At 45.2% G+C, this 22,965-nt stretch carries 9 protein-coding genes and 4 pseudogenes; 5 read left to right on the forward strand and 8 right to left on the reverse strand.

All coding sequences use genetic code 11. The annotated features are described in order from the left end of the window. Positions 1-128: 128 nt before the first annotated feature. Positions 129-647: pseudogene (locus K4039_RS19385) on the forward strand (ISKra4 family transposase); the annotation flags it as partial. Between the two features lie 26 nt (positions 648-673). Here K4039_RS19385 and K4039_RS19390 read toward each other — a convergent pair. The 8 genes and pseudogenes from K4039_RS19390 to K4039_RS19430 form a co-directional block, all read right to left on the reverse strand. Beyond that, positions 674-1,192: a hypothetical protein gene (locus K4039_RS19390; protein WP_265237607.1), complete on the reverse strand. Its 519-nt coding sequence runs from the start codon at positions 1,190-1,192 to the stop codon at positions 674-676. Then, positions 1,167-1,882: pseudogene (locus K4039_RS29980) on the reverse strand (hypothetical protein). Before K4039_RS29980 ends, K4039_RS19390 begins: the two are co-directional and overlap by 26 nt. 132 nt (positions 1,883-2,014) lie before the next feature. Beyond that, positions 2,015-2,206: pseudogene (locus tag K4039_RS19405) on the reverse strand (IS5/IS1182 family transposase); the annotation flags it as partial. 213 nt (positions 2,207-2,419) lie between these two features. Further along, on the reverse strand, positions 2,420-3,553 hold the full coding sequence (locus tag K4039_RS19410) for a hybrid sensor histidine kinase/response regulator (RefSeq protein ID WP_265237614.1): 1,134 nt from the start codon (positions 3,551-3,553) through the stop codon (positions 2,420-2,422). A gap of 19 nt (positions 3,554-3,572) precedes the next feature. Continuing rightward, positions 3,573-3,737 carry a response regulator gene (locus tag K4039_RS19415; protein WP_265237636.1) on the reverse strand — a complete coding sequence of 55 codons (165 nt, stop codon included), beginning with the start codon at positions 3,735-3,737 and terminating at the stop codon, positions 3,573-3,575. Positions 3,738-4,052: 315 nt separating this feature from the next. After that, the gene (locus K4039_RS19420; RefSeq protein WP_265237638.1) at positions 4,053-5,777 is read right to left on the reverse strand and encodes an EAL domain-containing protein; all 1,725 of its coding nucleotides are present in this window, start codon (positions 5,775-5,777) and stop codon (positions 4,053-4,055) included. 461 nt (positions 5,778-6,238) lie between these two features. Then, positions 6,239-13,051 carry a PAS domain S-box protein gene (locus K4039_RS19425; RefSeq protein WP_265237639.1) on the reverse strand — a complete coding sequence of 2,271 codons (6,813 nt, stop codon included), beginning with the start codon at positions 13,049-13,051 and terminating at the stop codon, positions 6,239-6,241. Between the two features lie 322 nt (positions 13,052-13,373). Continuing rightward, the gene (locus K4039_RS19430) at positions 13,374-13,580 is read right to left on the reverse strand and encodes a hypothetical protein (protein WP_265237641.1); all 207 of its coding nucleotides are present in this window, start codon (positions 13,578-13,580) and stop codon (positions 13,374-13,376) included. Between the two features lie 576 nt (positions 13,581-14,156). On the opposite strand from K4039_RS19430, the gene K4039_RS19435 reads away from it, so the two are divergent. The 4 genes and pseudogenes from K4039_RS19435 (at position 14,157) to K4039_RS19450 (ending at position 22,929) form a co-directional block, all read left to right on the forward strand. Further along, positions 14,157-14,900 carry a hypothetical protein gene (locus tag K4039_RS19435; RefSeq protein ID WP_265237643.1) on the forward strand — a complete coding sequence of 248 codons (744 nt, stop codon included), beginning with the start codon at positions 14,157-14,159 and terminating at the stop codon, positions 14,898-14,900. A gap of 209 nt (positions 14,901-15,109) precedes the next feature. Then, entirely contained in the window at positions 15,110-20,815 is a 5,706-nt protein-coding gene (locus tag K4039_RS19440; RefSeq protein ID WP_265237645.1) for an AAA family ATPase, read from the forward strand. A 234-nt stretch (positions 20,816-21,049) separates the two neighbouring features. After that, entirely contained in the window at positions 21,050-21,385 is a 336-nt protein-coding gene (locus K4039_RS19445) for a helix-turn-helix domain-containing protein (protein WP_265237647.1), read from the forward strand. Between the two features lie 119 nt (positions 21,386-21,504). Beyond that, positions 21,505-22,929: pseudogene (locus tag K4039_RS19450) on the forward strand (IS5 family transposase). Positions 22,930-22,965: the final 36 nt, after the last annotated feature.

Genomic DNA, 22,965 nt, shown 5'->3' on the forward strand with positions numbered 1-22,965 from the left:
GGAATCGTCGCCGCCGTTATGCAAAGCGTTGTAATTTGTTATCAGCAATTTATAATTATGAGTTAGCTCTAGGGGATTAAATTGAAAACTTTCTATTATAGCATAGATTTTTTTTGCAAGAGGTCTACTATAAAGCCGTTTGCGCATGATAACGTTTATGCGGGAGCATTTTTTCAAAATAATCAAGATTTAATTGATTGGACTAACAGCCAAAAATTGCTACATCCTATGTATTGCGCTTGAGATGGTCATGCCGGAATTTGGAAGATATTTCAAGAAATCGGAGATGCCGAACAAAGACAAGAAATCTTAGATTGGTATCATCTAAAAGAAAATCTTTACAAGATAGGAGGTTCACTAAAACGTTTAAAGTTAGCAGAAAATATGTTGTGGCAAGGCAAAATAGATGAAGTCATCAATCTATTTAAAGAAATAAAAAAAAAGAATTTAAAACATTTTGTAACTATTTAGAGACCCATCGCTGCCGAATAGTCAACTACCAATACTATAAAGAAGAATCCATAAGTTCGATTGGTTCTGGAACAGTTGAATCAATCATTAAACGAATTGGGTTTAGGGTGAAAATATCAGGAGCGCAATGGAAGATTGAGAGCGTTCCCTCTATCCTTTCTCTTCGCTGTGCTTAGGGGCTCGCGGACAAATAAAATACCAGTCAAAATGGGATAATCGTGATATCCCATTTTGGTAAAGTTTCAGAACGTTGCCATTCAGGCAAATACTGTTTTAACTCATCAGGTAAGACTTTTACTCCTTTCTCATAAGTGATTTCAACTAAGTGTAAAATGGGCTGAATTCCTTTCCATGTCATGTTGGATGCCCAGTATATGGCAGTTTCAACCGAATCTAAAATAGCACCATTCCAATAATGTTCAAGTGCCGCCCAGCAGCGTTCAATTGGATTATACTTGCTGTGATAAGGTGGATAGTAAATTAGTCGGATTATTAAACCAATTCTCTGAGATAACTCAATGATACGTTTGATGAATTGTGTTCGATTGCTTCTAGTTGCTGGACCACCATCAAGGTCAATCACCAATTCTTCCAGTTCGGTGTAATCAGATTGGTTATTTTGCCACCAATCCGTTAGACAATCGACGATAAAATCAGTGGTTTCAGCGGACTGTCCCATATAAATTGATAATTGGTCACTCTTTATTGTTGAGAATGCCAAAGGGGACTAATACGGCTTGCCACTCCGTATCATGGTCATCAGCCGACTTCGGTTCAAGGGTTCGGGATTTACCATCCCGTGAGAGGTTGCCAATTTTGACTTTGGCTTTGGTATCAATTGATATTCGTAGAGACTTAACATCTTTATCGGAGGCTTGATTCTCCTTTGATACATTCTCAAAAATGGCATCTGTTTCGGGAATCTTTTTCAAGGGCTTGGTTTTTTGTGTTTTTTTAGGCGATATCCCATCCGATTTAAAATCGTGCCAATTGTTTGACGAGAAGGCAATTGCTCACAGTTGTAGTTCTTCTGACTCACTAATGCCGATAGTACCGCCTTGGCACTGATCCGAGCATACAAAAATGTCGATTGAAACTTCCGGTCTGTCTGGGAATCGGGATCTACTAAAGAACGAATATCGGCATCTTTGTTGGGCAGCAATATTTCACTTTTATGTCGCCCTCTTGCTCGGTAATTATCAACACAAATCAACCCGGTTCGTCGTTCATGTAAGCCTAATTGAACGCTGTCTCGGTTCCATCCCATAAATGTTTCTACTTTTCGGGCTGAACTATTAAAGTAGTCTTCGGCTACTTTTGCCATAAAGTCTCGACGGCGATAGCCCGTCAGTTTTTTGGCAGCATCCTTGAATGTCGATTTAACGGGCTCACTCAATATCATTTCTCGCATCCCACTCACAGAGGTCACAACCACTTATGTCAGATTTTTTGTTTCCTACCTTTCTAGCATACCTGGGGTGATATTTAATTGCAAGCCCCTTATCTCAACGGTCAACTTTCAATTTGATGTATTTGCCAAAGTGAGATGCACCCGAAATGATTTGGCTGGAGCTCCAGTAGAAACTGTAAAATTTTGGGCATATTCTGCTTCAAATTCTGACCACGGAATTAGTTTTGCCATGATTACCCAACGATTATCCTCTGACAATTGCCCCTCGAAGGGCAGGTCAAAGCTGGACGGCGGGCTTGGGGTTGGGTCAACTTTTCGGTACATTACGAAAGTGATGGTGTGCTGGGCTTTTGACTCATTTTAGCTACTATCTTTGCACATTTTCAGCGCTAAAACGAGCCCAAGTCCTTTGATGTAAGGGTTTTAGGCTTTTTCAGCAAACCCTATCTAGTTCGTCATCGACAACAAGGATGGAAGACATTTTTTATGATACTTTGTAGCTTTTACGATCTTGAAATAATCCTGTCAAAACCCCTGCTAACTGGGAACTATCGGCAGGGTGACATATACCGTTGTTTCCTGTTGATAAATACTGGTAATCGAGAACTCACCTCCGGCTAGTTCGACAACTTTATTGACAATTTTTAAGCCCAAACCAATGCCCTGTTGCTCATAGGTCTTGCGCTCAAACTGCATGAAGGCACCGATTTTAGCAATTTGCTCTTCTGTCATGCCCCGCCCTGAGTCATGTACAGATAAATTCAGCATTTCCCCCACAACTTGACCACTAACTTTAATTGTTGTATCTGGTGGGGAAAATTTCAGTGCATTATCAACTAATTCATGCAGAATTATTGATAGATATCGCTCTGGTAGAGACAGTACCACTTCCTCAAGTGCAAATATGAGGTCGTTGCTACGGTTGAAGCTCTGAGCATGGGATTTCAACGCAGTTTCAATGGCAGAAGTTGAGAATTGAGTAGGGGCGGATTGAAGCTTGTGTTGCCGATTGGCGGATAATTCTAATTCTAAATAAATGAGGAATTTTTTCGTTAAATTTTCTAAGCGACGGGCAGATTGATCGAGCCAGCCTAACATCTCATTGATTTCGGCGAGATCCATCTCTTCAAAATCCTCCTTAAGCAATCCGATAGTACCTAATATGCCATTGAGGGGCGTATTCAATTCATGGGATAGACTAGAAGCTAAGTTGCCACGCAGTTCATTGAGGGTACTTTCTAAGATATTGATAGTATTTTCTTGGATGTGGGACAAGTTCTGGATATTGTCATACTGTTGCTTGATTCTGAGCATTGAATTGACGCGAGCACGCAATTCAATTCCATTTACGGGTTTACTAATGAAGTCGTCGGCGCCGGCGGTTAGACAATGAGCAAGGTCTGATTTTGAGCTTAATGCCGTGACCATAATGATGGGAATTGCTTGCCATTTTGAGATAGCTTTGATTTGCCGACAAACTTCGATGCCATCTATTCCTGGCATCATCACATCTAGCAAAATTAGATCGGGATTGAAGGTGTCGAGGGTAGCGATCGCCTCTTGACCATTGGCAGCATAATGCAATTGATAATCCTGCTCGGATAACAGGGTTTCAATCACATCAAAATTATCTGGCTCATCATCAATGATTAAAATGGATGGTGTTTTCATGGTGATCTTGATTGGGGAGCTAAAAGTTAATAATAGTTGTCAATTGCTTTAAGTTGACAGATTTGCTAAGGTAATCGTTGGCTCCAAGGGCAAGGCAACGATCGCGCTCGCTTGTCATGACTAGGGTGGTGAGAGCAATGATGGGTACATCAACTAAGTTTGAATCGCGGCAGATCTGCTGCATGGCTTCTCGTCAATTCATACAGGGATTTGAATGTTAATCAGCATCAGATTGGGGTTTTCAGACTAGACTAGAGTGATGGCCTCCTCTCCATTTATGACTAGGGTGTGTTTTCCAACCCTGGGAGGGCGAAGCCTGTGGACACAAAACATTCGTTTTTAGCGGTAAGCGATCGCCCGCAGGCTTCGCCCCTACTACTGAAAACAGGCTATACGGGCTAGGGTTGGAGGGAAGAGGGGTCGTATCTGTCGTAAACGACGACAGCGGTTGCTATATATTGAATTAATTGACTGAAGCAGGTGGGCAACACTTTTTATATTAATTGGTAAGATAAATCCTTTCAATTTCAGTCGCTGGGAGGGGTTTAGAAAATAAATAACCCTGTCCAAATTCACAACCGAGTTGTTGGAGCCACTGAAGTTGCTGAGTTGTTTCAATTCCTTCGGCAATGACGGTAAGTTCGAGTTGATTACTCAGAGTAATAATAGTGTTCACAACTTGATAGTTGCGATTTTCAGCTTGGAGCTGATTGACAAAAGAGCGATCGATTTTGAGGTTATCCACTGGAAAACGGTGCAGATAACCCAGGGAAGAATATCCCGTGCCGAAATCATCAATGCTGATCTGAATTTGGCGCGAACGCAATTGTTCAGTTAGCGCGATCGCCATCTGAGCATTTTCTATAATCGCGCTTTCGGTAATTTCCAGTTTGATGTTAGCAGGATTAACCGCAGTTTCTGCCAACACCCGATCGACATCAGCCAAAAGGGTTGGGGAAGAAAATTGTCGCACAGAGAGGTTAACGCTCATTGTTAACTCTGTCCAGCCCCGTTGCTCCCATATCCGAAGTTGCTGACACGCCTGCTTCAACACTACCATTCCTACTGGCACAATCAGCCCTGTTTGCTCCATGCAGGGGATAAATTCTCCTGGTAAAACCATACCCCGAACGGGATTTTGCCAGCGTACCAGTGCTTCAAATCCGACCATTTTTTGGGTTTGTAGATTGACAATTGGCTGGTAGTAGATGACAAACTCTTGATGTTCCAGTGCTCGCTGTAAATCATTTTCCAAGGTCAGCCGGTTTAGCATTGCCAAAGACATCTGACAATCAAAAATTTGATAGCAGCCTTTCCCAGAAAGTTTAGCTTTATACATTGCTGTATCGGCATCTTGTAAGGGTTCTTCCGGTTGTTTATAAACACTACTACCTAGAGCAATGCCCATACAAGCAGTCATAAAGATTTCACAATCTGCAACTAGAAACGATGCGTCAAATCCCCGTAAAACAGCTTCAATAAATAGTTCAAGATCGACCGCACCATCAATGTTATAAAGCAAAAAGCAAAACTCATCCTCACCCATACGTGCTAACACATCGCCAGGGCGTAGATGATGCTGTAACCGTTCTGTCATGGCGAGTAGCAATTGATTGCCGACGGCATAACCAAAGGAACCATTAACCAATTTAAACTGATCGCAGTCTAGATAAACCACCGCAAATGATAATTCCCCAGCTTGTAAAATCTCAGCCAATTTTTGAAGCAAGAAAGTTCGACTGGGTAATGCTGTGAGTGCATCCTGAAGAATCATGGTTTCCAATTGGGCGGTTCGTTGTTGCACCGTTGCTTCTAATTGAGCATTGAAGCTTACTAATTGCTGATATTGCCCATGAATGCGTAACATCGATCGCACCCTTGCTTTTAATTCTAAGTGATTGATAGGTTTGCTGATAAAGTCATCCGCCCCTGCCGCGAAACATCTGGCGAGATCCGTTTTGGTTGTCAAGGCTGTCACCATAATTATAGGCACTGATTCCCATTGCGGCATAGCTTTAATGCGTTTACAGACTTCTATGCCGTCTATCCCTGGCATCATTACATCGAGCAAAATCACATCTGGCTTAAAAAGGTCTAAGGAAGCGATCGCATCTTGACCATTGGAAGCGTAGTATAACTTGTAGCCAAGATTGGGCAAAAGGGTTTCAATCACGTCAAAGTTATCGGGTTCGTCGTCAACGACTAAAATAGAAGGGGTATTCATAAAACCAATGTACGTAATGAAGGGTCTGAAGATATTGTATGCACTCTTTTATATTATTATTATTATTATTATTATAACTCTAGCAATCCTCATTGATTTTCTAGGTATACAAAACTTGAAACCCTTGCTATACAAAGAGTCTAATAATATAAGAGGTCGTTATATCTTGAGACTCAGATCGGATTGCTATATCAAACTTAGGATAGTAGGTGGGCGATCGCCGCAAACAAGTGATATTTATCTTACCCATATATAATTTAAGCTCGCGCTCGTTCTACAAATTATAGTTTTAGGAATTGGTAGAAAAAAGTTTTCAAACCCTCGAATGGCAAAGTATTCGGGACTAAAACACTGTTTTTTAGGGGGAATTTATCGTCCGAATGCTGAACCCCTACACCAAATTTATAGTTTGAAAACACGCCCTAGCAAGAAAACCCCTATTGAGAACCAAATACCTTTGTTTAGGGAGCTAAAAGTTGTTGAATAGAGGATACTAATTGCTTCAACTTAACAGGTTTCGTAAGATAATCATTAGCTCCAGCGGCAAGACAACGATCGCGATCGCCAGTCATAGCTAAAGCAGTTAGGGCAATAATCGGCACATTGACTAAGTTTGGATCACGGCGAATGTGCTCCATAGCTTCTAATCCATCCAGCCCCGGCATTTGAATATCCATCAAAATTATATTGGGGTTTTCAGACTTGGCTAGCGCGATCGCCTCTTCTCCATTCTTAGCCAAAACAATACGATAGCCTTTAGCTTTCAGATAGCTCGTAACCGTACTAATATTAGCTTCGTTGTCTTCTGCCAACAAAATTAAAGGAGATGCTTCCTTTTCTGGTTGAAAAAACTCGATGGGAGACTCCGCCTGGGATTTCAAATTAGAAGCAGATAAGTTAGGAGAAGATAGGTTAGGAGAAGATAGTTCACGAGCAACGCCGGGAAGGTCAATCGTGAAACAACTTCCTAATCCTACTTGACTCGTTAACCCCACTTGTCCGCCATGAAGTTCGACAATGCGTTTCACTAAGGCTAAACCCAAGCCAGTACCCGCATATTGACGATTTAAGGCACTATCGATTTGGATAAAAGGCTGAAACAATTTGTTAATATTTTCTGGGGCAATACCGATGCCTGTATCGATGACAGCAATTCTTAGATAGTCTTTGAGTTCTAACCCCTCTTCCTGGGGTTTGAGAGCTAGTTCCTGCTCGAAGGGAGTCTGGTATAACATCACCTTGGTGTCCCCTTGGAGATCGTGCGGGACTAGAACCGTTGCCCGCTTGTGACGAGTGACTTCTAGGGTAATGCGTCCCCCTTCTGGGGTGAATTTGACAGCATTGTTAAGCAGATTGATCAAGACTTGGCGGATGCGCCGTTCATCAATTAAGAAGTCTGGCAAATTTAAGGGAATTTTAATCTCTAGCTGGAGGCGTTTTTGCATGGCTTGTTGTTTGATAAATGCCAGACTAGATTGACACAGACGATTGATTGAAACTGGTGTAAAATCCAACTCCATTTGACCGGATTCAATTTTAGCCACATCCAAAATGTCGTTGATTAATTCTAGTAAGTGAAAGCCACTGCGCTCGATGGTTTGTAAAGCCTTAATTTGTGCTTCGTTAACTATGCCAAAGACTGCCTCTTGTAGCCCCTCAGTCATACCCAGAATGGCATTAAGGGGGGTGCGGAGTTCGTGACTCATGTTGGCGAGAAATTCGTCTTTAAGGCGGGTAGCACGGGCAAGTTCCTCGTTAGAAACTGCCAATTGTTGATTGCGCTCAGTGACTTGCTGCTGCGCTTGTTGTCGTTCAGTGAGTTCTTGCTGCAACTGCTCAAAGAGGTGGGCTTGCTGAATGGCGATCGCCAACTGATTAGCAATTTGTTGCAGTAGTTGCGCTTCAGACTCTTGCCATACTCGTTTTTCTCGACAGGCATGGATGACTAAAACCCCCCAGAGCTTATTGCTTTGGTCTGGGGCAACCCATCTATCGTTTTCGCTGCCTCGCACTTCTTGCAGGATAGGCGCAACGATTTTGGACTGAATTTGACCTTCAATGCAGTATTCTACTAAACAATCACTCGATATGTCAGTCATCACATCAGGGACAATGCGCGGCTTACCCTGCCAATAGTATTGTAAGATTTCTTGAGACCAAACTTCATTATCCCACTGACGATCCTTGAGAGCGGGGAACTGACTAGATACCGATTCCTTAACAATTTGGCTTTTGCCATTGCCAAATAGCCGGAACACGATGACGCGATCGCCTCGCAAAATTTCTTTGACTTGCTGCGTCACAGTCACCAAAATTTGGTTAATATCCAATGATTGGCGAATTTGCTGGACGATCACTCCCAAAGTTCGCTGCCGTTGCAGTTGTAAAGCGATCGCCTCTTCTGTTTGCTTGCGGATGACCAGTTCCGATTGCACCTGTTCGTAGAGATTAGCTTGCTGAATGGCGATCGCTAACTGGTTGGCAGTTTGTTTGAGTAAATTGATTTCCCAGTCTTCCCACTGGCGTGGAAGATCGCATTGATGGACAATTAGCAATCCCCAGAGTGTGTGATTCTGAACAATTGGAACTACGAGTTTAGCTCTCACCTGAATTTTTGAGAGGAATTGAATCAGACAGGGTAAAACTGGCTGGTTTTCATCTTCGCGATCGCAGAGGGCATACACTCTTCCTTGGATATAGCGCTCATAATTCTCTTCTGGGAAAACCTCTTGAGGAAAAAGGATATCCAGAATTTTGGGCCATTTTGGCAACACAGATTCAGCAATGGCAGCCCCCGTTCCTCCAGGGAAAACCCGATAAACCAGCGCTCGGTCTGATTGTAAGACCTGACGGATTTCCTCAACAGTGGTATTGAGAACTTCGTCTAGATTCAGAGACGATCGCACCCGTTGAGTAATCGCTCCCAGCAAACGTTCCTGTTTTGCCTGTTGTTGCAATCTCAATTCGGTTTGTTTGCGATCGCTAATATCGCGGCATACACAAATCAACAATCCATCTTCTGTAAGAGTCAGAGATAGACCTTCACTAAAAGTCGAGCCATCTTTACGGGTAGCGATTGCTTCTCCCTCCCAAGCGCGATCGCGCCCCAGCACTGGAAAAACTTCCTGCTCAAACCGTTCTAACTCCTCTAGGGAATACAAACCACTCCAGTTTTTGCCTACCAATTCTTCAGGGTATTCGTAACCAAATAGTTCTAAATGAGCTTGATTCAAGTAGAGGTAGGTGTCTCCTTGCATAATTGCAATGCCATCGATCGCCGCCTCAATTGCCGCTAGTTGCTGCGTCATCGCCTGCTCAGTTTCTTTGCGCTCGGTAATGTCTTGAATCAAGATTAGTAAGTGTGTCAGTCCGTCATGGCTTGATAGGACAGAGGTAGAAATGGTGACAGTTCGTTTGTGCCCATCTTGACGCTGGATTTCCCTTTCTTGAGCGATCTGATTTTCCCCTTGCCACATCTGTCCCAAACGGGCGATCGCTTGTTCTCGATCCCTTGGATCTGGGTATAAACTTTGATACCACCCCAGACGGTTAATATCTTCTAAGGTGTAGCCTGTAATCGCTTGCATTTGCCGATTCCAGACTGTGAAGCGGATAAAAGGAAACTCCTCAACTTCATGAAAAACACACAAACCTTCTGCCATGTTTTCTACAATTTGTTGACGGAAAGTATTTTCCTGCTGGAGAGTTGCTTGAGCCAATTTGCGGGCGGTAATGTCGAAGCGAATTGCTAGATACTGGAAAGGCTGCCTTTGTTCGTCCAGAAAGGGGACGATGGTGCTGGCAAGCCAGTACAGGCTACCATTCTTCGTCCGATTGCAAATTTCACCGCGCCAAATCTGACCACTAGAAGTGGTGCGCCACAGCTCTTGGAAAAAAGCGGGGAGATGGTAGCCAGAGTTGACAATGCGATGGGTTTGACCGATGAGTTCATCGCGGGAGTAGCCAGAAATGTCGCAGAAGCGATCGTTAGCGTAGTTAATGACCCCTTGAGCATCAGTGATGGCGACAATGGCGGAATGATCGAGGGCGAGTTTGAAAGCGGAGAGTTCTTGAATTAACTGCTGTCGTTCGGCTTCAGCCTGTTTGCGATCGCTAATATCAAAGTTGATCCCAATCATGCTCTGGGGATTGCCCTGGGCATCTCGCACCACCACTCCATTGGCTTTAATAAAGTGGACGCTACCATCGGGATGCAACACCCGATACTCGGTATCGTATTCTGCCTGTCCCAAGACGGCTTGGTGGAGCAATGTTTCGGTGGAGGTACGGTCATCGGGATGTAGCCCGTTTGCCCAAGTGTCGTAGGCTATAGGGGAATCAGATTGTTTCGTGAAGCCAAACAGTTCGTATATCCGCTCATCCCCAAGGATGGTGTTCTGTTCAATGTCCCATTCCCAAGAACCGATCGCCCCAGATTTGAGGGACAAGGCGAGTCGATCTGATAGTTTTTGTAGTTCGGCTTCAGCTCGTTTGCGCTCAGTAATATCTTTGGCGATCCCTAAAAAGCCCATAATTTGCTGATTGACATCCTTGAGGGGGGTGATGGATAGCAACACAGGAAAGCGAGAGCCATCTTTGCGGATATAGCTCCACTCTTCTTCGCTGACAATGCCTTGGCGTGCTTTGGCAACAAGAACCTCAAAGCCGGGAGGCACATATTGCCCCAGTTCGGCACAGAGGGAGGCTGCTCGGTCAATTACCTCCCTGGCATCATGAATGAGTGCAGGTGTGACAATGCCTACAATTTCTGCGGCACTATAACCCAGCATCTCTTCGGCTGCGGCATTAAAGGTTTGGATGATGCCAGTTGGGTCAGTGGAGATGATCGAGTAATCAGCACCATTGAGGATAGCGCGTTGTAGGCTGTTGACTTGCCAAAGCTCTTGGGTGCGTTCTACGATTTTGGCTTCTAGTTCTTGATTGAGTTGCTGGAGTTGTTGTTCGGCTTGTTTGCGATCGCTAATATCTGTCACCGTGCCTACATAACCGACTACTTGCCCCTCTGCATCCAGTTCGGCAACAGACTGCCCATAGACCCACGTCACTCCACCGTCGGGACGTTGAAAGCGGTATTCTAGTTGGAAGGGACGATTTTCTTCCATAGATTGCTGCCATTCGGTGGGGAGCGCGACGCGATCGTCAGAATGTAGCCCTTCTCGCCATCCGTCTCCGAAGGCGGTTGTTGGGGTGATTCCGCTAATTTGACACCAGCGATCGTTAACATAAATGCAGTTACCGACAGCATCGGTGCGAAAAATCCCCACTGGAGACGCTTCAACTAGGGTGGCGTAGCGTCCTTCGCTCTCTAGCAATTGGGTTTCAGTTCGCTTGTGATCGCTAATATCTGTCACCGTGCCTACATAGCCGACTACTTGCCCATCTGCATCCAGTTCAGAAACAGACTGCCCACATACCCACGTCACTTTACCATCGGGACGTTGAAAGCGATATTCTAGCTGGAAGGGATGATTTTCGGAGACAGATTGCTCCCATTCAGCAGTAACCCAGTCGCGCTCGTCGGGATGTAGCCCTTGTTGCCATCCCTTCCCAATGGCGGTTGTTGGGGTGAGTCCGCTGATCTGACAGTAGCGATCGTTGATATAGGTCAACTTACCCGCAAGATCGGTGCGAAAAATCCCCACGGGAGCTGCTGTCACTAGGGTGGCGTAGCGTTCTTCACTCTCTACCAATAGGACTTCAACTTTCCGTCGTTTAGTCAGTTCCTTTTGTAACCGTTGGTGGGTGATGGCTTGTTGGAGGGCGCTCGCCACTTGCAGGGATACTTGCCTTATGAGTTCGATCTCATCGGTTGTCCAAGTGTGCGGCACGGCTCGATAACTGGCGAGCATTAGACCCCACAATTGCTCCTCGACTACGATCGGTACCATCAGTTTGGCGCGAATCTCAAACCCCACTAAGAGTTCCTGATGGCACTGGGTCATCGCTTCGTTGTAGATGTCATTTATGATGCGAATTTTACCATTGCGATAAGGTTCTAGCCATTCTGCGCTAATACAAGGATCGTGTGCTTCGGTATTCAATACCGATCGCCCAGTACCGGTAATCGCTTCGGCGATCACCGTGCCGCTAAAGTCAGGACGAAACTGGTAAATGATCACGCGATCGCACCCAAGGAGCGATCGAATTTCTCGCACTGTGGTGTCGAGGATGTCTTCCAAATTCAGGGACGATCGGATGCGATCGGCGATCGTGTTTAGGAGTCGCTCTTGCTTTGCTTTTGTTTCTAGAGCAACTGTGCGGGCTTGAACCTGTTGCTCTAGCTCAACGTTGCGATTTTCTAGTAGTGCCACCTTTTCCGCCTCTAGGCGCACCACCTGGGAGTCTAAAACCTCCACCAGTTTGTATAGTTCTAGGGGGTTAAGGGCCTGTAGCAAACTGGTTTGGGTGACAATGCCCAATAGTTCTCCCTGCTCCCCGGTCACCGCCAACCGACGGATCAAGCGCTGATCCATAATCTGCTGCACATTCCAGAGCGAATCATCAGGCTTGACTGCACAAATCGGTGTACTCATCACCGCCTGTGCTGTGCAGTTGTCCAGGTTCAATCCCAAGGCTTGAAACTGCACCATGTCCCGCTCGGTGACAATCCCCAGGGGAATTTGCAGGGGTTCTGTGGAGCTGCTACCCTGTTCTACAATGATGACGGAACTGATGTGGTGGTTTGCCATCTGTTGGGCGATCGCCCGCAGGTGACAATCGGGTGTAGCAACAATCACCTCACTGGTCATCACCTCCGCGACCATACGCAACCGCAACAGATCGATCGGTCGGGAGATTTGGCGCAGACTTTCATGGGTAACAAGCCCCACGAGGCGATCGTGTTCATCCAGGATCGGCAAATGGCGAATCTGGTGCTGCTGGAGCAGATTAATCGCAAAAAACAAATCGGTGAAGTCTGACTCGCGCAAAGTGACAGCGGGATGTGCCATCACCTGCTGCATGACTAGGCGATCGAGGGGCTGCTGCTGGGCAATCAGGCGTACTACGTCCCGTTCGGTCAAAATACCTAGCAACCGCTCGTTTTCTACTACCAACACGCAGCTTGACCGTACCTTTTCGTGGAGTTCATCCAGTTGACTATCCGCTGTTTTATTGGCAGCACAGAGCGATCGCACCCCGCTCATTAGGGCGATCGCTGACCTTACTGTTGTATCGGGCGAGACAATTAATGGCTCGCGGGCGATCGCCGACTTCAGTTCTAGCGGGGTCAGAGCTGTGGCGTGAGTCAACATGGGTTTATAGGGGTTTTATTGTCCATCTTACATCTCGCACCTGTACTGTGACATTTGTTCCTTAGTTAGAAAAGGCTTCTAAAAAAGTAAAATTTAAGCATTCTTCACCAGGTTTTTTGTTTCTGGTATTATTGCGTTCAAAATAAGGCGTTGCTGATTTACGGTATGAAAGGCTAAATATGCAATTCATAAAAACCAGCGTCTACAAAGCTTCTGGATTTTTCAATTATTTATTTCATACCCTGATTAAGCAACGCCAAAGAACTATTTAGAATAAAATAGCCCTGCACCATGTAGCGATCGCTTCGATATCCGCTAAAGGCTAATTAGTCAAATTTACTCGTCCCACCTTCTGAGCCACTTTTTTCGCTGCTTCGCCGGAAATAATATCACCGACTTCAACTTGCTTCAAACCTCGGTCAACTTTGTCAAGGAAGTAAACCCTCTTCATAACTTCCTCAAAAGTAATCTCTGGTGGCATTTCCTCTACGACCTTTAAGACTCTATATTTTACTATAATACCTGACATGACCCAGACTTTTTTTGTTGAGTCTGCTCTAGGATAACAGTCTCTGTCCTCCTATCAGATTAGTCCGTGTCAGTAAATCTACAGAATCGTAGATTTACTTAGTTAGGCTAACAAATTTAGGCAGTACGACACCTAGACAGAAACTGAATTATATAAATTAGAGAGTCAAATTTTACCGATAACCTCTAAGTTTCAAAGTGCTTCTGATAGATAGAAAGCAATCAGTAGCCTCCGTATAATTACTGAATACTGGGAAATACTCAGTATTGAATGAGCAGTTTGGACAGTTGGCTAAACAGTAGTTTTGCCGATGGCTCTAACAAAAATTTTAAGTTAGAATTTGCTTGAAGTAATGAAAGTGCCTTCATGCCTTCGTGCCTTCACTCATTCGTAGGGACTCCAAGTTGTGACCGCATCAGTCTGATTTTATTTGACTGATTGCCCTTAATGTGAGGAAATTTTAAGGAATTCCCTGTTATGAATAAGCCCCTACTTCAAATTCCTTGGAAGAGGTGGAATTCGGGTCTAGCTAAATTCAACTCCTAAATTGTTGCCCATTACTTGAGAAAAATTGAGATGAAAACACTTCTAGATATAATAGAGAAAAAGAATCAGGAGTTTGCTCAGTTGCCGTTTTTCGACTATATGAAAGATGAAAGTGTTGAGCCTCGCCAAAAACTAGCATTTGCGCCAGTGATTACCCCACTGGCGCTGGAGTTCAGCGAGTTGTGCAAGCGGGTTTTGCGACAGGAACCCACGACAAACAAGATTCAAGAAATGGTGAATCGGCACACTTATGAAGAACATTTTCACTGGCAATGGCTGCTGGAAGACATGGAGAAGATGGGCATGAATTATTCCATGCCTTTCAGCGACGTTGTACGATTTATTTGGAGTGAGCACACCAAGGTATCTCGCTCCATGCTTCCTCTGTTTGAACGCTACACCTACCAAGCCGATCCGATCATGAAGCTGGTGGCGATCGAGGTTTCTGAAGTTACAGCCAATGTTTTTTTCCGGGCAACCAATCCAGTGGCAATGCAACTGCAAGCCATGACCGGGCATGAGTTCCGCTATTTTGGTATGTGTCACAATCACATTGAAAATACCCACACGCTCCATACTCCAGCCTCTTTGCAAGCCATCAGAGACATTGAAATCTCAGAGGAGATTCGCCAACAAGCGATGGAGTTGATTGATGTCGCCTTTGACTATTTTGCAGAACTGGTCAATGAATTTTTGGTTTACATTAAAACTCATTCCTACGAAAATCCGTTTGGCAAGGCGGCTCTTTCAGAGCCAGCGCTGAGCGTCGTCTAATTTATTGTCATTTGTCAGTTCTTGTAGCGATGGTAGAGGGGATAACGCTTCTGTTTTACCATCGTTTTTCAGTAGTATTACGTTTATATTTACAAATGGCTTCTGCTCTATCTATTCGATCGGTTTATGCTGAAAAAAAATATGAGTGTAGTGTGAAAGTAACCGTGAGAGTGGATATAATGATGAATCCATTGTTTTGAACAGGGTTTATGCTAAAGAGCTTGATTGGAATTCCAGGGTATCGAATTCATGAAACGATTTACACCAGTTCCAGAACGGTGGTTTACCGGGGCTGGCGAGAGTGGGATCAAACCCCCGTTGTGATCAAACTTCTAAAAACGGCTTATCCCAGTCTGGTTGAATTAGCACAATTCAAGAACCAATATGCGATCGCCCAAAATTTGAACATGGCTGATGTTGTCCGTTTCTATAGTCTGGAGACCTACCAAAATCAGCTTGCTCTAATTATGGAGGACTTCGGAGGAATTTCACTCAAGGAGTATACAGCGCTTTGGGGCCAGCAATCTGAAGTGAACACCTCACTTCATAAGGCTCCTCGCTACGAGCCACTGTTTCTCACCGAATTTTTGCAGATTGCGATCGCCCTCGCCCAATCGCTCAATAATCTCTACTGTCATCGCATTATTCATAAAGATATCAAGCCTGCCAATATTCTGATTCATCCCACCACCAAGCAGATTAAGCTGATTGACTTTAGCATCGCTTCCCTGCTGCCTAGAGAAACGCAACTTTTGATTAATCCTTCAGTGCTGGAAGGGACGCTGGAGTATTTATCCCCTGAACAAACCGGCCGGATGAACCGGGGCATTGACTACCGCACCGACTTCTATTCGCTAGGCATCACCTTCTACGAATTGCTCACTGGTCAGTTGCCGTTTCAATCGGACGATGCTCTCCAACTGGTACATTGCCACATCGCCAAACAAGCCTCCGCCGTCCATAACCTGAATCCTGCCGTGCCGCCGCTCCTCTCGGAGGTGGTGAGTAAACTGATGGCGAAGAATGCCGAAGATCGCTATCAGACCGCCTGGGGACTGAAGCACGACCTGGAAACCTGTTTGCATCAATGGAACGCAACGGCCATGATTGTGCCGTTTAAGCTGGGACACCGGGATACTTGCGATCGCTTCGTGATTCCTGAAAAGCTGTATGGTCGGGAAGCGGAAGTGACCATGCTGCTGGAAGCCTTTGAGCGGGTGCAGCAGGGTGCCACCGAACTGATGCTGGTGGCAGGCTTTTCCGGCGTGGGCAAAACGGCCGTCGTCCACGAAGTGCACAAGCTGATCGTGCGCCAACACGGGTACTTCATCAAAGGCAAGTTCGATCAATTCCAACGCAACATCCCCTTCTCGGCGTTGGTGCAGGCGTTCCGCGACTTGATGGGGCAACTGCTGACCGAGAGCGATGCCCAGATCGATCTATGGAAGACCAACATTCTAGCTGCACTGGGCGAGAATAGCCAGGTGATCGTCGAAGTAATTCCAGAACTCCAACGAATCATTGGCGAACAGTCTCCTGCGTCGGAACTGTCCGGCAGTGCAGCCCAAAATCGCTTTAATCTGTTGTTCCAAAAGTTCATCCAGGTTTTCACCACGCAAGATCATCCCCTAGTGGTTTTTCTCGATGACCTGCAATGGGCAGACTCCGCCTCGCTCAAGCTGATGCAACTGCTGATGAGCGAAGCAAAAAGCCACTATTTGCTGCTCGTGGGTGCGTATCGGGATAACGAAGTTTCGCCCGCGCATCCGTTAATGCAGATGATCGAAGAACTGCTGCAGGCATCGGTCACGGTCAATAAAATTGCTCTAGCTCCCTTGACCCCCATCCACCTGAATTACTTGATTGCCGATACTCTAAGTGCCTCACCAGAGCAAGCAATTTCCTTGACCAAGTTGGTGCATCAAAAGACCCAGGGCAATCCTTTTTTCAGCAATCAATTTATTAAATCGCTTTATGACGATGGACTGATTGTATTTGATACATCGGTGAGCGGTTGGCATTATGACATCGCCCCAATCCGCGCTATGAGCCTGATTGAGGATGTGGTGGAATTTGTGGCCAAGCAATTGCAGAAGTTGTCGCTGGAAACCCAAAATGTCTTGAAACTGGCGGCTTGCATTGGCAACCAGTTTGACCTGGAAACGTTGGCGATCGTGTATGAGCAATCTCCCACAGAGACGGCTGCTGCTTTGTGGCAAGCCCTCAAAGAAGGAGTGATTTTGCCCAACGGCGAAGGATACAAATTATTCCCGGCCGATGGTTGGACACTTGTGACAGAAAATGCACCCATCCCTAGCGCTCAGGAAAAACCGATCGCCTCCTACAACTTTCTTCACGATCGCGTCCAACAAGCAGCCTACTCGTTGATTCCAGACGATGACAAACAGGCGACTCATCTCAAAATCGGGCAACGGCTGTTAAACAATGTGCCAGAAGCCGAGCGAGAAGCCAACGTTTTTGAGATTGTGAATCACCTTAATATCGGTATCGAGTTGATGCGATCGCAGGACGATGGCTTGCTAGTTGCTTCGCTACGGGAGCAACTCGCTCAACTCAACCTGATCGCAGGACGAAAAGCCCTCGCTTCTACCGCATACAAAGCTGCTATTGAGTATTTGACCAGGGGAATCCGCTTGCTGCGATTGGACTGCTGGCATCGTCAGTATGGGTTAACCCTGTCTCTGCATGAGTCAGCGGCTGAAGCGGCTTATCTCTGCGGAGCCTATGAGCAGATGGAGCAACTGGGTGAGGCCGTGATGCAACAAGCCAACACTTTGCTCGATCGCGTGGGCATTTACGACATCAAAATTCAGGCCTATACAGCCCAAAATAATGTGCTAGCTGCGATCGCGATCGCTCGGCAAGCGATGGCACAGTTCGGCCTCGTTTTTCCTCTTGAACCCACCCCGGCTGACATTCAGGCAGCCCTCCAAGAAACGGCTGTTCTGCTGGGCGGGCGTAATCCAGAAGAACTGGTCGATTTGCCGATGATGACGGCGGCAGACAAACTGGCAGTTGTTCAAATTGTGGCCAGTGTGGCTCCCGCTGTTTATATTGCCGCCCCAAATCTGTTTCCGTTGCTCATTTTATCGCAGGTGAAAGCCTCGATTCAGTATGGTAATGCACCCTTTTCTGCGTTCTGCTATGCCTGCTACGGAATTCTTCTAAACGGGATTTTGCAAGACGTTGAAGTGGCCGATCGGGTGGGCAAATTGGCATTAGGGTTGAATGCCAAGTTGAATATCAACGTCATCAAGCCCACGGTTTTATATGTCGTGGGTGCTTTCATCATCTATCTGAAATCTCATCTCCAGAATGCTGTGCAGTTGATGTTGGAAGGCTATAAAATTGCGCTCGACACGGGAAATATCTACTACCTCGGCTTCAATGCGAAAGATATTTGTCAGTATTCCTATTTCCTGGGGCGGGAACTGCCTCGGCTAGAGGAAGATATGCAGGCTTATAGTCTTGTCCTGGAGAATTTCCAACAAACTACCACCCTCAACTACTGCCGGATCTATCATCAAGCGGTTCTTAACTTACTAGGCAAGGCTGAGAATGCTTGTGTTCTGACTGGTCAAGCATTGAACGAGGAAGAATTATTACCTCAGCTAATTGCTGCAAATGAATTTACAGGACTGCACTATTTCTACGTTCATAAACTAATTCTCTGCTATTTGTTTGGGGATCTGTCTTTGGCGATCGCAACTGCTACTCAAGCCAGACAGTATCTAGGAGCCGGCACCGGATACGCCACGATTCCGGTCTTTCAGTTTTATGATTCGCTCACTGCGCTGGCTGCCTATCCTACTGCTACACCGTTTGAACAGGCAGAATTGCTGCAACGAGTGACTGAGAACCAGCAAAAAATGCAAACCTGGGCCAGTCATGCGCCCATGAATTATCTGCATAAATTTGAGTTGGTGGCAGCGGAACTGTGTCGGGTGTTGGGTCAAACGGCGGTCGCGCTCGATCACTACGATCGCGCGATCGCGGCCGCCAAAGCCAACGAATACACGCAAGAAGAAGCCCTTGCCAACGAACTTGCAGCTCGATTTTATCTAGACTGGGGTAAAGAAGCGATCGCTCAGGTTTACCTGACGAATGGCTATTATGCCTACGGACGCTGGGGTGCGAAGGCGAAGCTAGATGACCTGGAACACCGCTATCCCCAACTCTTGGCTCCGATCGTACAGGGCGAGGACGCAAGCTCTCCCATCCGGGCCGTTCGCTCCACCACCACCGGGGCGGGACGTAACAGTTCCAGCATTTCCGAAGCTCTAGATTTGGCAACGGTGATCAAAGCATCTCATGCGCTGGCGGGAGAAATTGAGTTGGAGAAGCTACTGTCAACGTTGATGCAGGTAGTGGTTGAAAATGCCGGAGCCGAAAAATGTGTACTGCTGCTGCGACATGAGGAAAATTGGGTGATTGCGGCCCAAACCGCGACCAATGTTGATCTCGAAACTCCGTTAGAAGTGGGGGCCCAGCGCTCCCAACTCGGTGAAAATTCGGCGTTTGGCTTGCGCTCGCGACCCCTGCGATCGAGCCGCGACATTCCCCACTCCGTTGTCAACTATGTTTCCCGCACTGCCGAGCCTTTAGTGCTGGATGATGCCCGACTGGAAACGACCTTTGCCGATGATCCCTACATGATTCTACAACAGCCCAAAAGCTTGCTGTGTATGCCAATCTGTAATCGCGGCAAGTTGATTGGCATGGTGTATCTGGAAAATAATTTGACGATCGCCGCTTTCACTCGTAACTGTCTGGAAGTTCTGCGGTTGCTCACGGCGCAGGCAGCGATCTCGCTGCAAAATGCAATGCTATACAACAAGCTTGCTGTGGCAAAAGTGCAACTGGAGAAAGCAAACCATACGCTGGAAAAGCGAGTTGAGCAGCGAACTCAGGAATTGCACAAGAAAAATCAACATCTCTCTGCCACCCTAGAGCAACTGCAACGCACGCAAACCCAATTAATTCAAACTGAGAAAATGTCAGGGTTGGGGCAACTGGTGGCTGGAGTGGCTCATGAAATCAACAATCCAGTGAACTTCATCTACGGCAATCTGATCCACACTGCTGAGTATACGGGGAATTTACTGGACTTAGTGGAGCTTTATCAACAGACCTATCCAGCGACCAACCGCCAAATTGAGGAGAAGATTACAGAAATCGACTTGGACTTCCTGATTGAAGACTTGCCCAAGATACTGAGTTCAATGAAAGTAGGGGCAGAGCGCATTCGTCAAATTGTCCTATCCCTGCGAAACTTCTCGCGACTGGATGAAGCAGAAATGAAGCCTGTTGACATCCATGAGGGAATTGACAGCACACTCATGATTTTGCAAAATCGGCTGAAAGCAAAACCCGATTGTCCTGCCATTGAAGTTATCAAAGAATACGGCGATTTACCAAGGGTAGAGTGCTATGCAGGCCAGTTGAACCAGGTATTTATGAATATTCTGGCAAACGCGCTTGATGCTTTAGATCACTACAACGCTCAGCGTTCTGTGAAAGACGCACTCAATAATCCCAGTTGCATCACAATTCGGACTAAGTTATTGACTAACAATACTCAGCCTAGTCATTCTAAAAGAGTGGTAATTCAAATTCAAGACAACGGTTCTGGGATGACACAACAGGTTAGACAACAGTTGTTTGACCCCTTCTTCACCACAAAACCTATTGGTCAAGGGACTGGATTAGGACTGTCAATTAGCTATCAAATTGTAGTTGCTAAACATGGTGGCTCCCTCGAATGCTTTTCTGAACCCGGTCGAGGGGCTGAATTCTGGATTGAAATTCCAGTTGACCAAAGCAGTAGTGACTGTACTGCCGTGGCTAGCCCTGTCAAGGTGTTTGCTGAGCTTGCTTCAAAAGTCGAGCTGTAGATACATGACGATGCAGTGGGTCTACAATCAAGTCCGGTTTTTTCTTCTTAGGAGAACGAGGTTGTTTAAGCAAAGATTTCAAGTTAACTAGCTGGGCTAAATCTGTCAAGCAAAGAGCAAATTGGGGGGGTGATAATGATCCGACACTCCTCCAGTATATATAGCAATCCTAAATCATTATCTACACTTATTATGATATAATTATATGCAATAATTGATTGTGACAATAAAAAAATGAATAACTTACAAATGCCACAGAAAGATATGGAAAAAGAAAGAGCGGCGTTAGAATCTTTCATTAAAAGCGATCGAACTGTAAGAGAACTCAAGCGAGCAATAGCTGTCAGGATGGCTATCGAAGGTAAACTCTACCATGAAATTAGCAAAATTTTAGGTGTAAGTAAATTTTTTATTGGTTATTGGAAAAAACAATTTAAAACCAAAGGCGTCGCAGGGATCAAACTAGGGCATAAAGGGTCAAAAGGATATTTAACATCTCTACACAAAACTGAAGTAATCGAATGGCTAAAGAATAAAGAATATTGGGATTTCGATGAGCTAGTTACTTAGGGCTTGCTGAAAAAGCCTAAAACCCTTACATCAAAAGACTTGGGCTCGTTTTAGCGCTGAAAATGTGCAAAGATAGTAGCTAAAATGAGTCAAAAGCCCAGCACACTATCATTTTCGTAATGTACCGAAAACTTGACTAGGGCCCCAAAAGAGCCATCCAACTTTGACCTCCCCTTCGAGGGGCAATTGTCAGATGATAATCGTTGGGTAATCATGGCGAAACTAATTCCGTGGTCAGAATTTGAAGTCGAATATGCCCAAAATTTTACAGTTTCAACGGGAGCTCCAGCTTGCGTCATTTCGGATAGCATTGGGAGCATTAATCATTAAAGAAAGGTTAGGAACTAGCGACAAAGAAACAGTAGAACAAATAAGAGAAAACCCATACCTACAATACTTTATAGGCATGACAACCTATAGTAGTGAAGCACCATTCGATTCATCCATGTTCGTTCATTTTAGGCAGAGAATAGGTGTCAGTCTAGTCAACAAAATTAACGAAAAAATGGTTAAAGACCAGACAGAAGTGCCAGCAGTAGAAGTCAAACAAAAGTCATCACAAATAAGTGAGGCTAAAAATCAAGGCAAATTAATATTAGATGCAACCTGCGCGCCAGCAGACATTAAATATCCGACCGACTTAGGACTATTAAATCAAGCTAGGGAACATACCGAAAAAATTATAGATGCTCTACATACTCAAATTCAGTCACCAGTAAAAAAAAAAAAATAACATATCGAAACACAGCCAGAAAAGAATACTTAACAATAGCCAAAAACCGGAAGCCCTTACGAAAAGCACGAAGAAAAGCGATTAAAAAACAACTTCAATATATCAAAAGAAATTTGGCTCATATCGATAAAATGGGTCAGCTACAGTTGCTGAGTAAATATCATTATAAAATGCTGTTAGTGGCTACAGAGGTCTACCGTCAACAGTTATGGATGTATGAAAATAAAGAACAGAGTATTCAGGACAGAATAGTAAGTTTAACACAACCACACATCCGCCCAATTGTCAGAGGAAAAGCCGGGAAATCCGTTGAATTTGGGGCAAAAATGTCAGCGAGTTGTCGTAATGGGTACGTGTTTTTAGACCGAATTAGTTGGGATAATTTTAACGAATCTGTAGACTTAAAAACACAAGTAGAAGAATTTAAACGGTTCACGGGATTTTACCCAGAATCAATTCATGTAGATCGGATTTATCGAACGAGAGACATTCTTAGCTTGGTGCAAAGAAAGAGGGATTAGGATGAGTGGTCCACCTCTAGGAAGACCCCCGACAAATATCAGCAAGAAAATGAAGAAACAGGCTCAGTTAGACGAGAGAATTCGTAACTCAATTTGTCAGAAAATTTGGAGAAGCTAAAAGAAGATTCAGCCTTGGTAGAGTGATGGCTAAACTTTCTAATACTTCTCAAACAACCATCGCCATAACTTTTCTGGTGATGAATCTTTCTGCCCTGCTGCGGCAGGCTCTTTGGCTTTTTTGTGTCTATTTCAGAACAAACAGCTTTTTTCAGTTTTTCTACCTTTACTGATTAGCAAAAATCGTATTTACCCAAGAAAGTTTAAAT

Source organism: Lyngbya sp. CCAP 1446/10, assembly GCF_026130175.1.
Lineage (GTDB): Bacteria > Cyanobacteriota > Cyanobacteriia > Cyanobacteriales > Microcoleaceae > Microcoleus.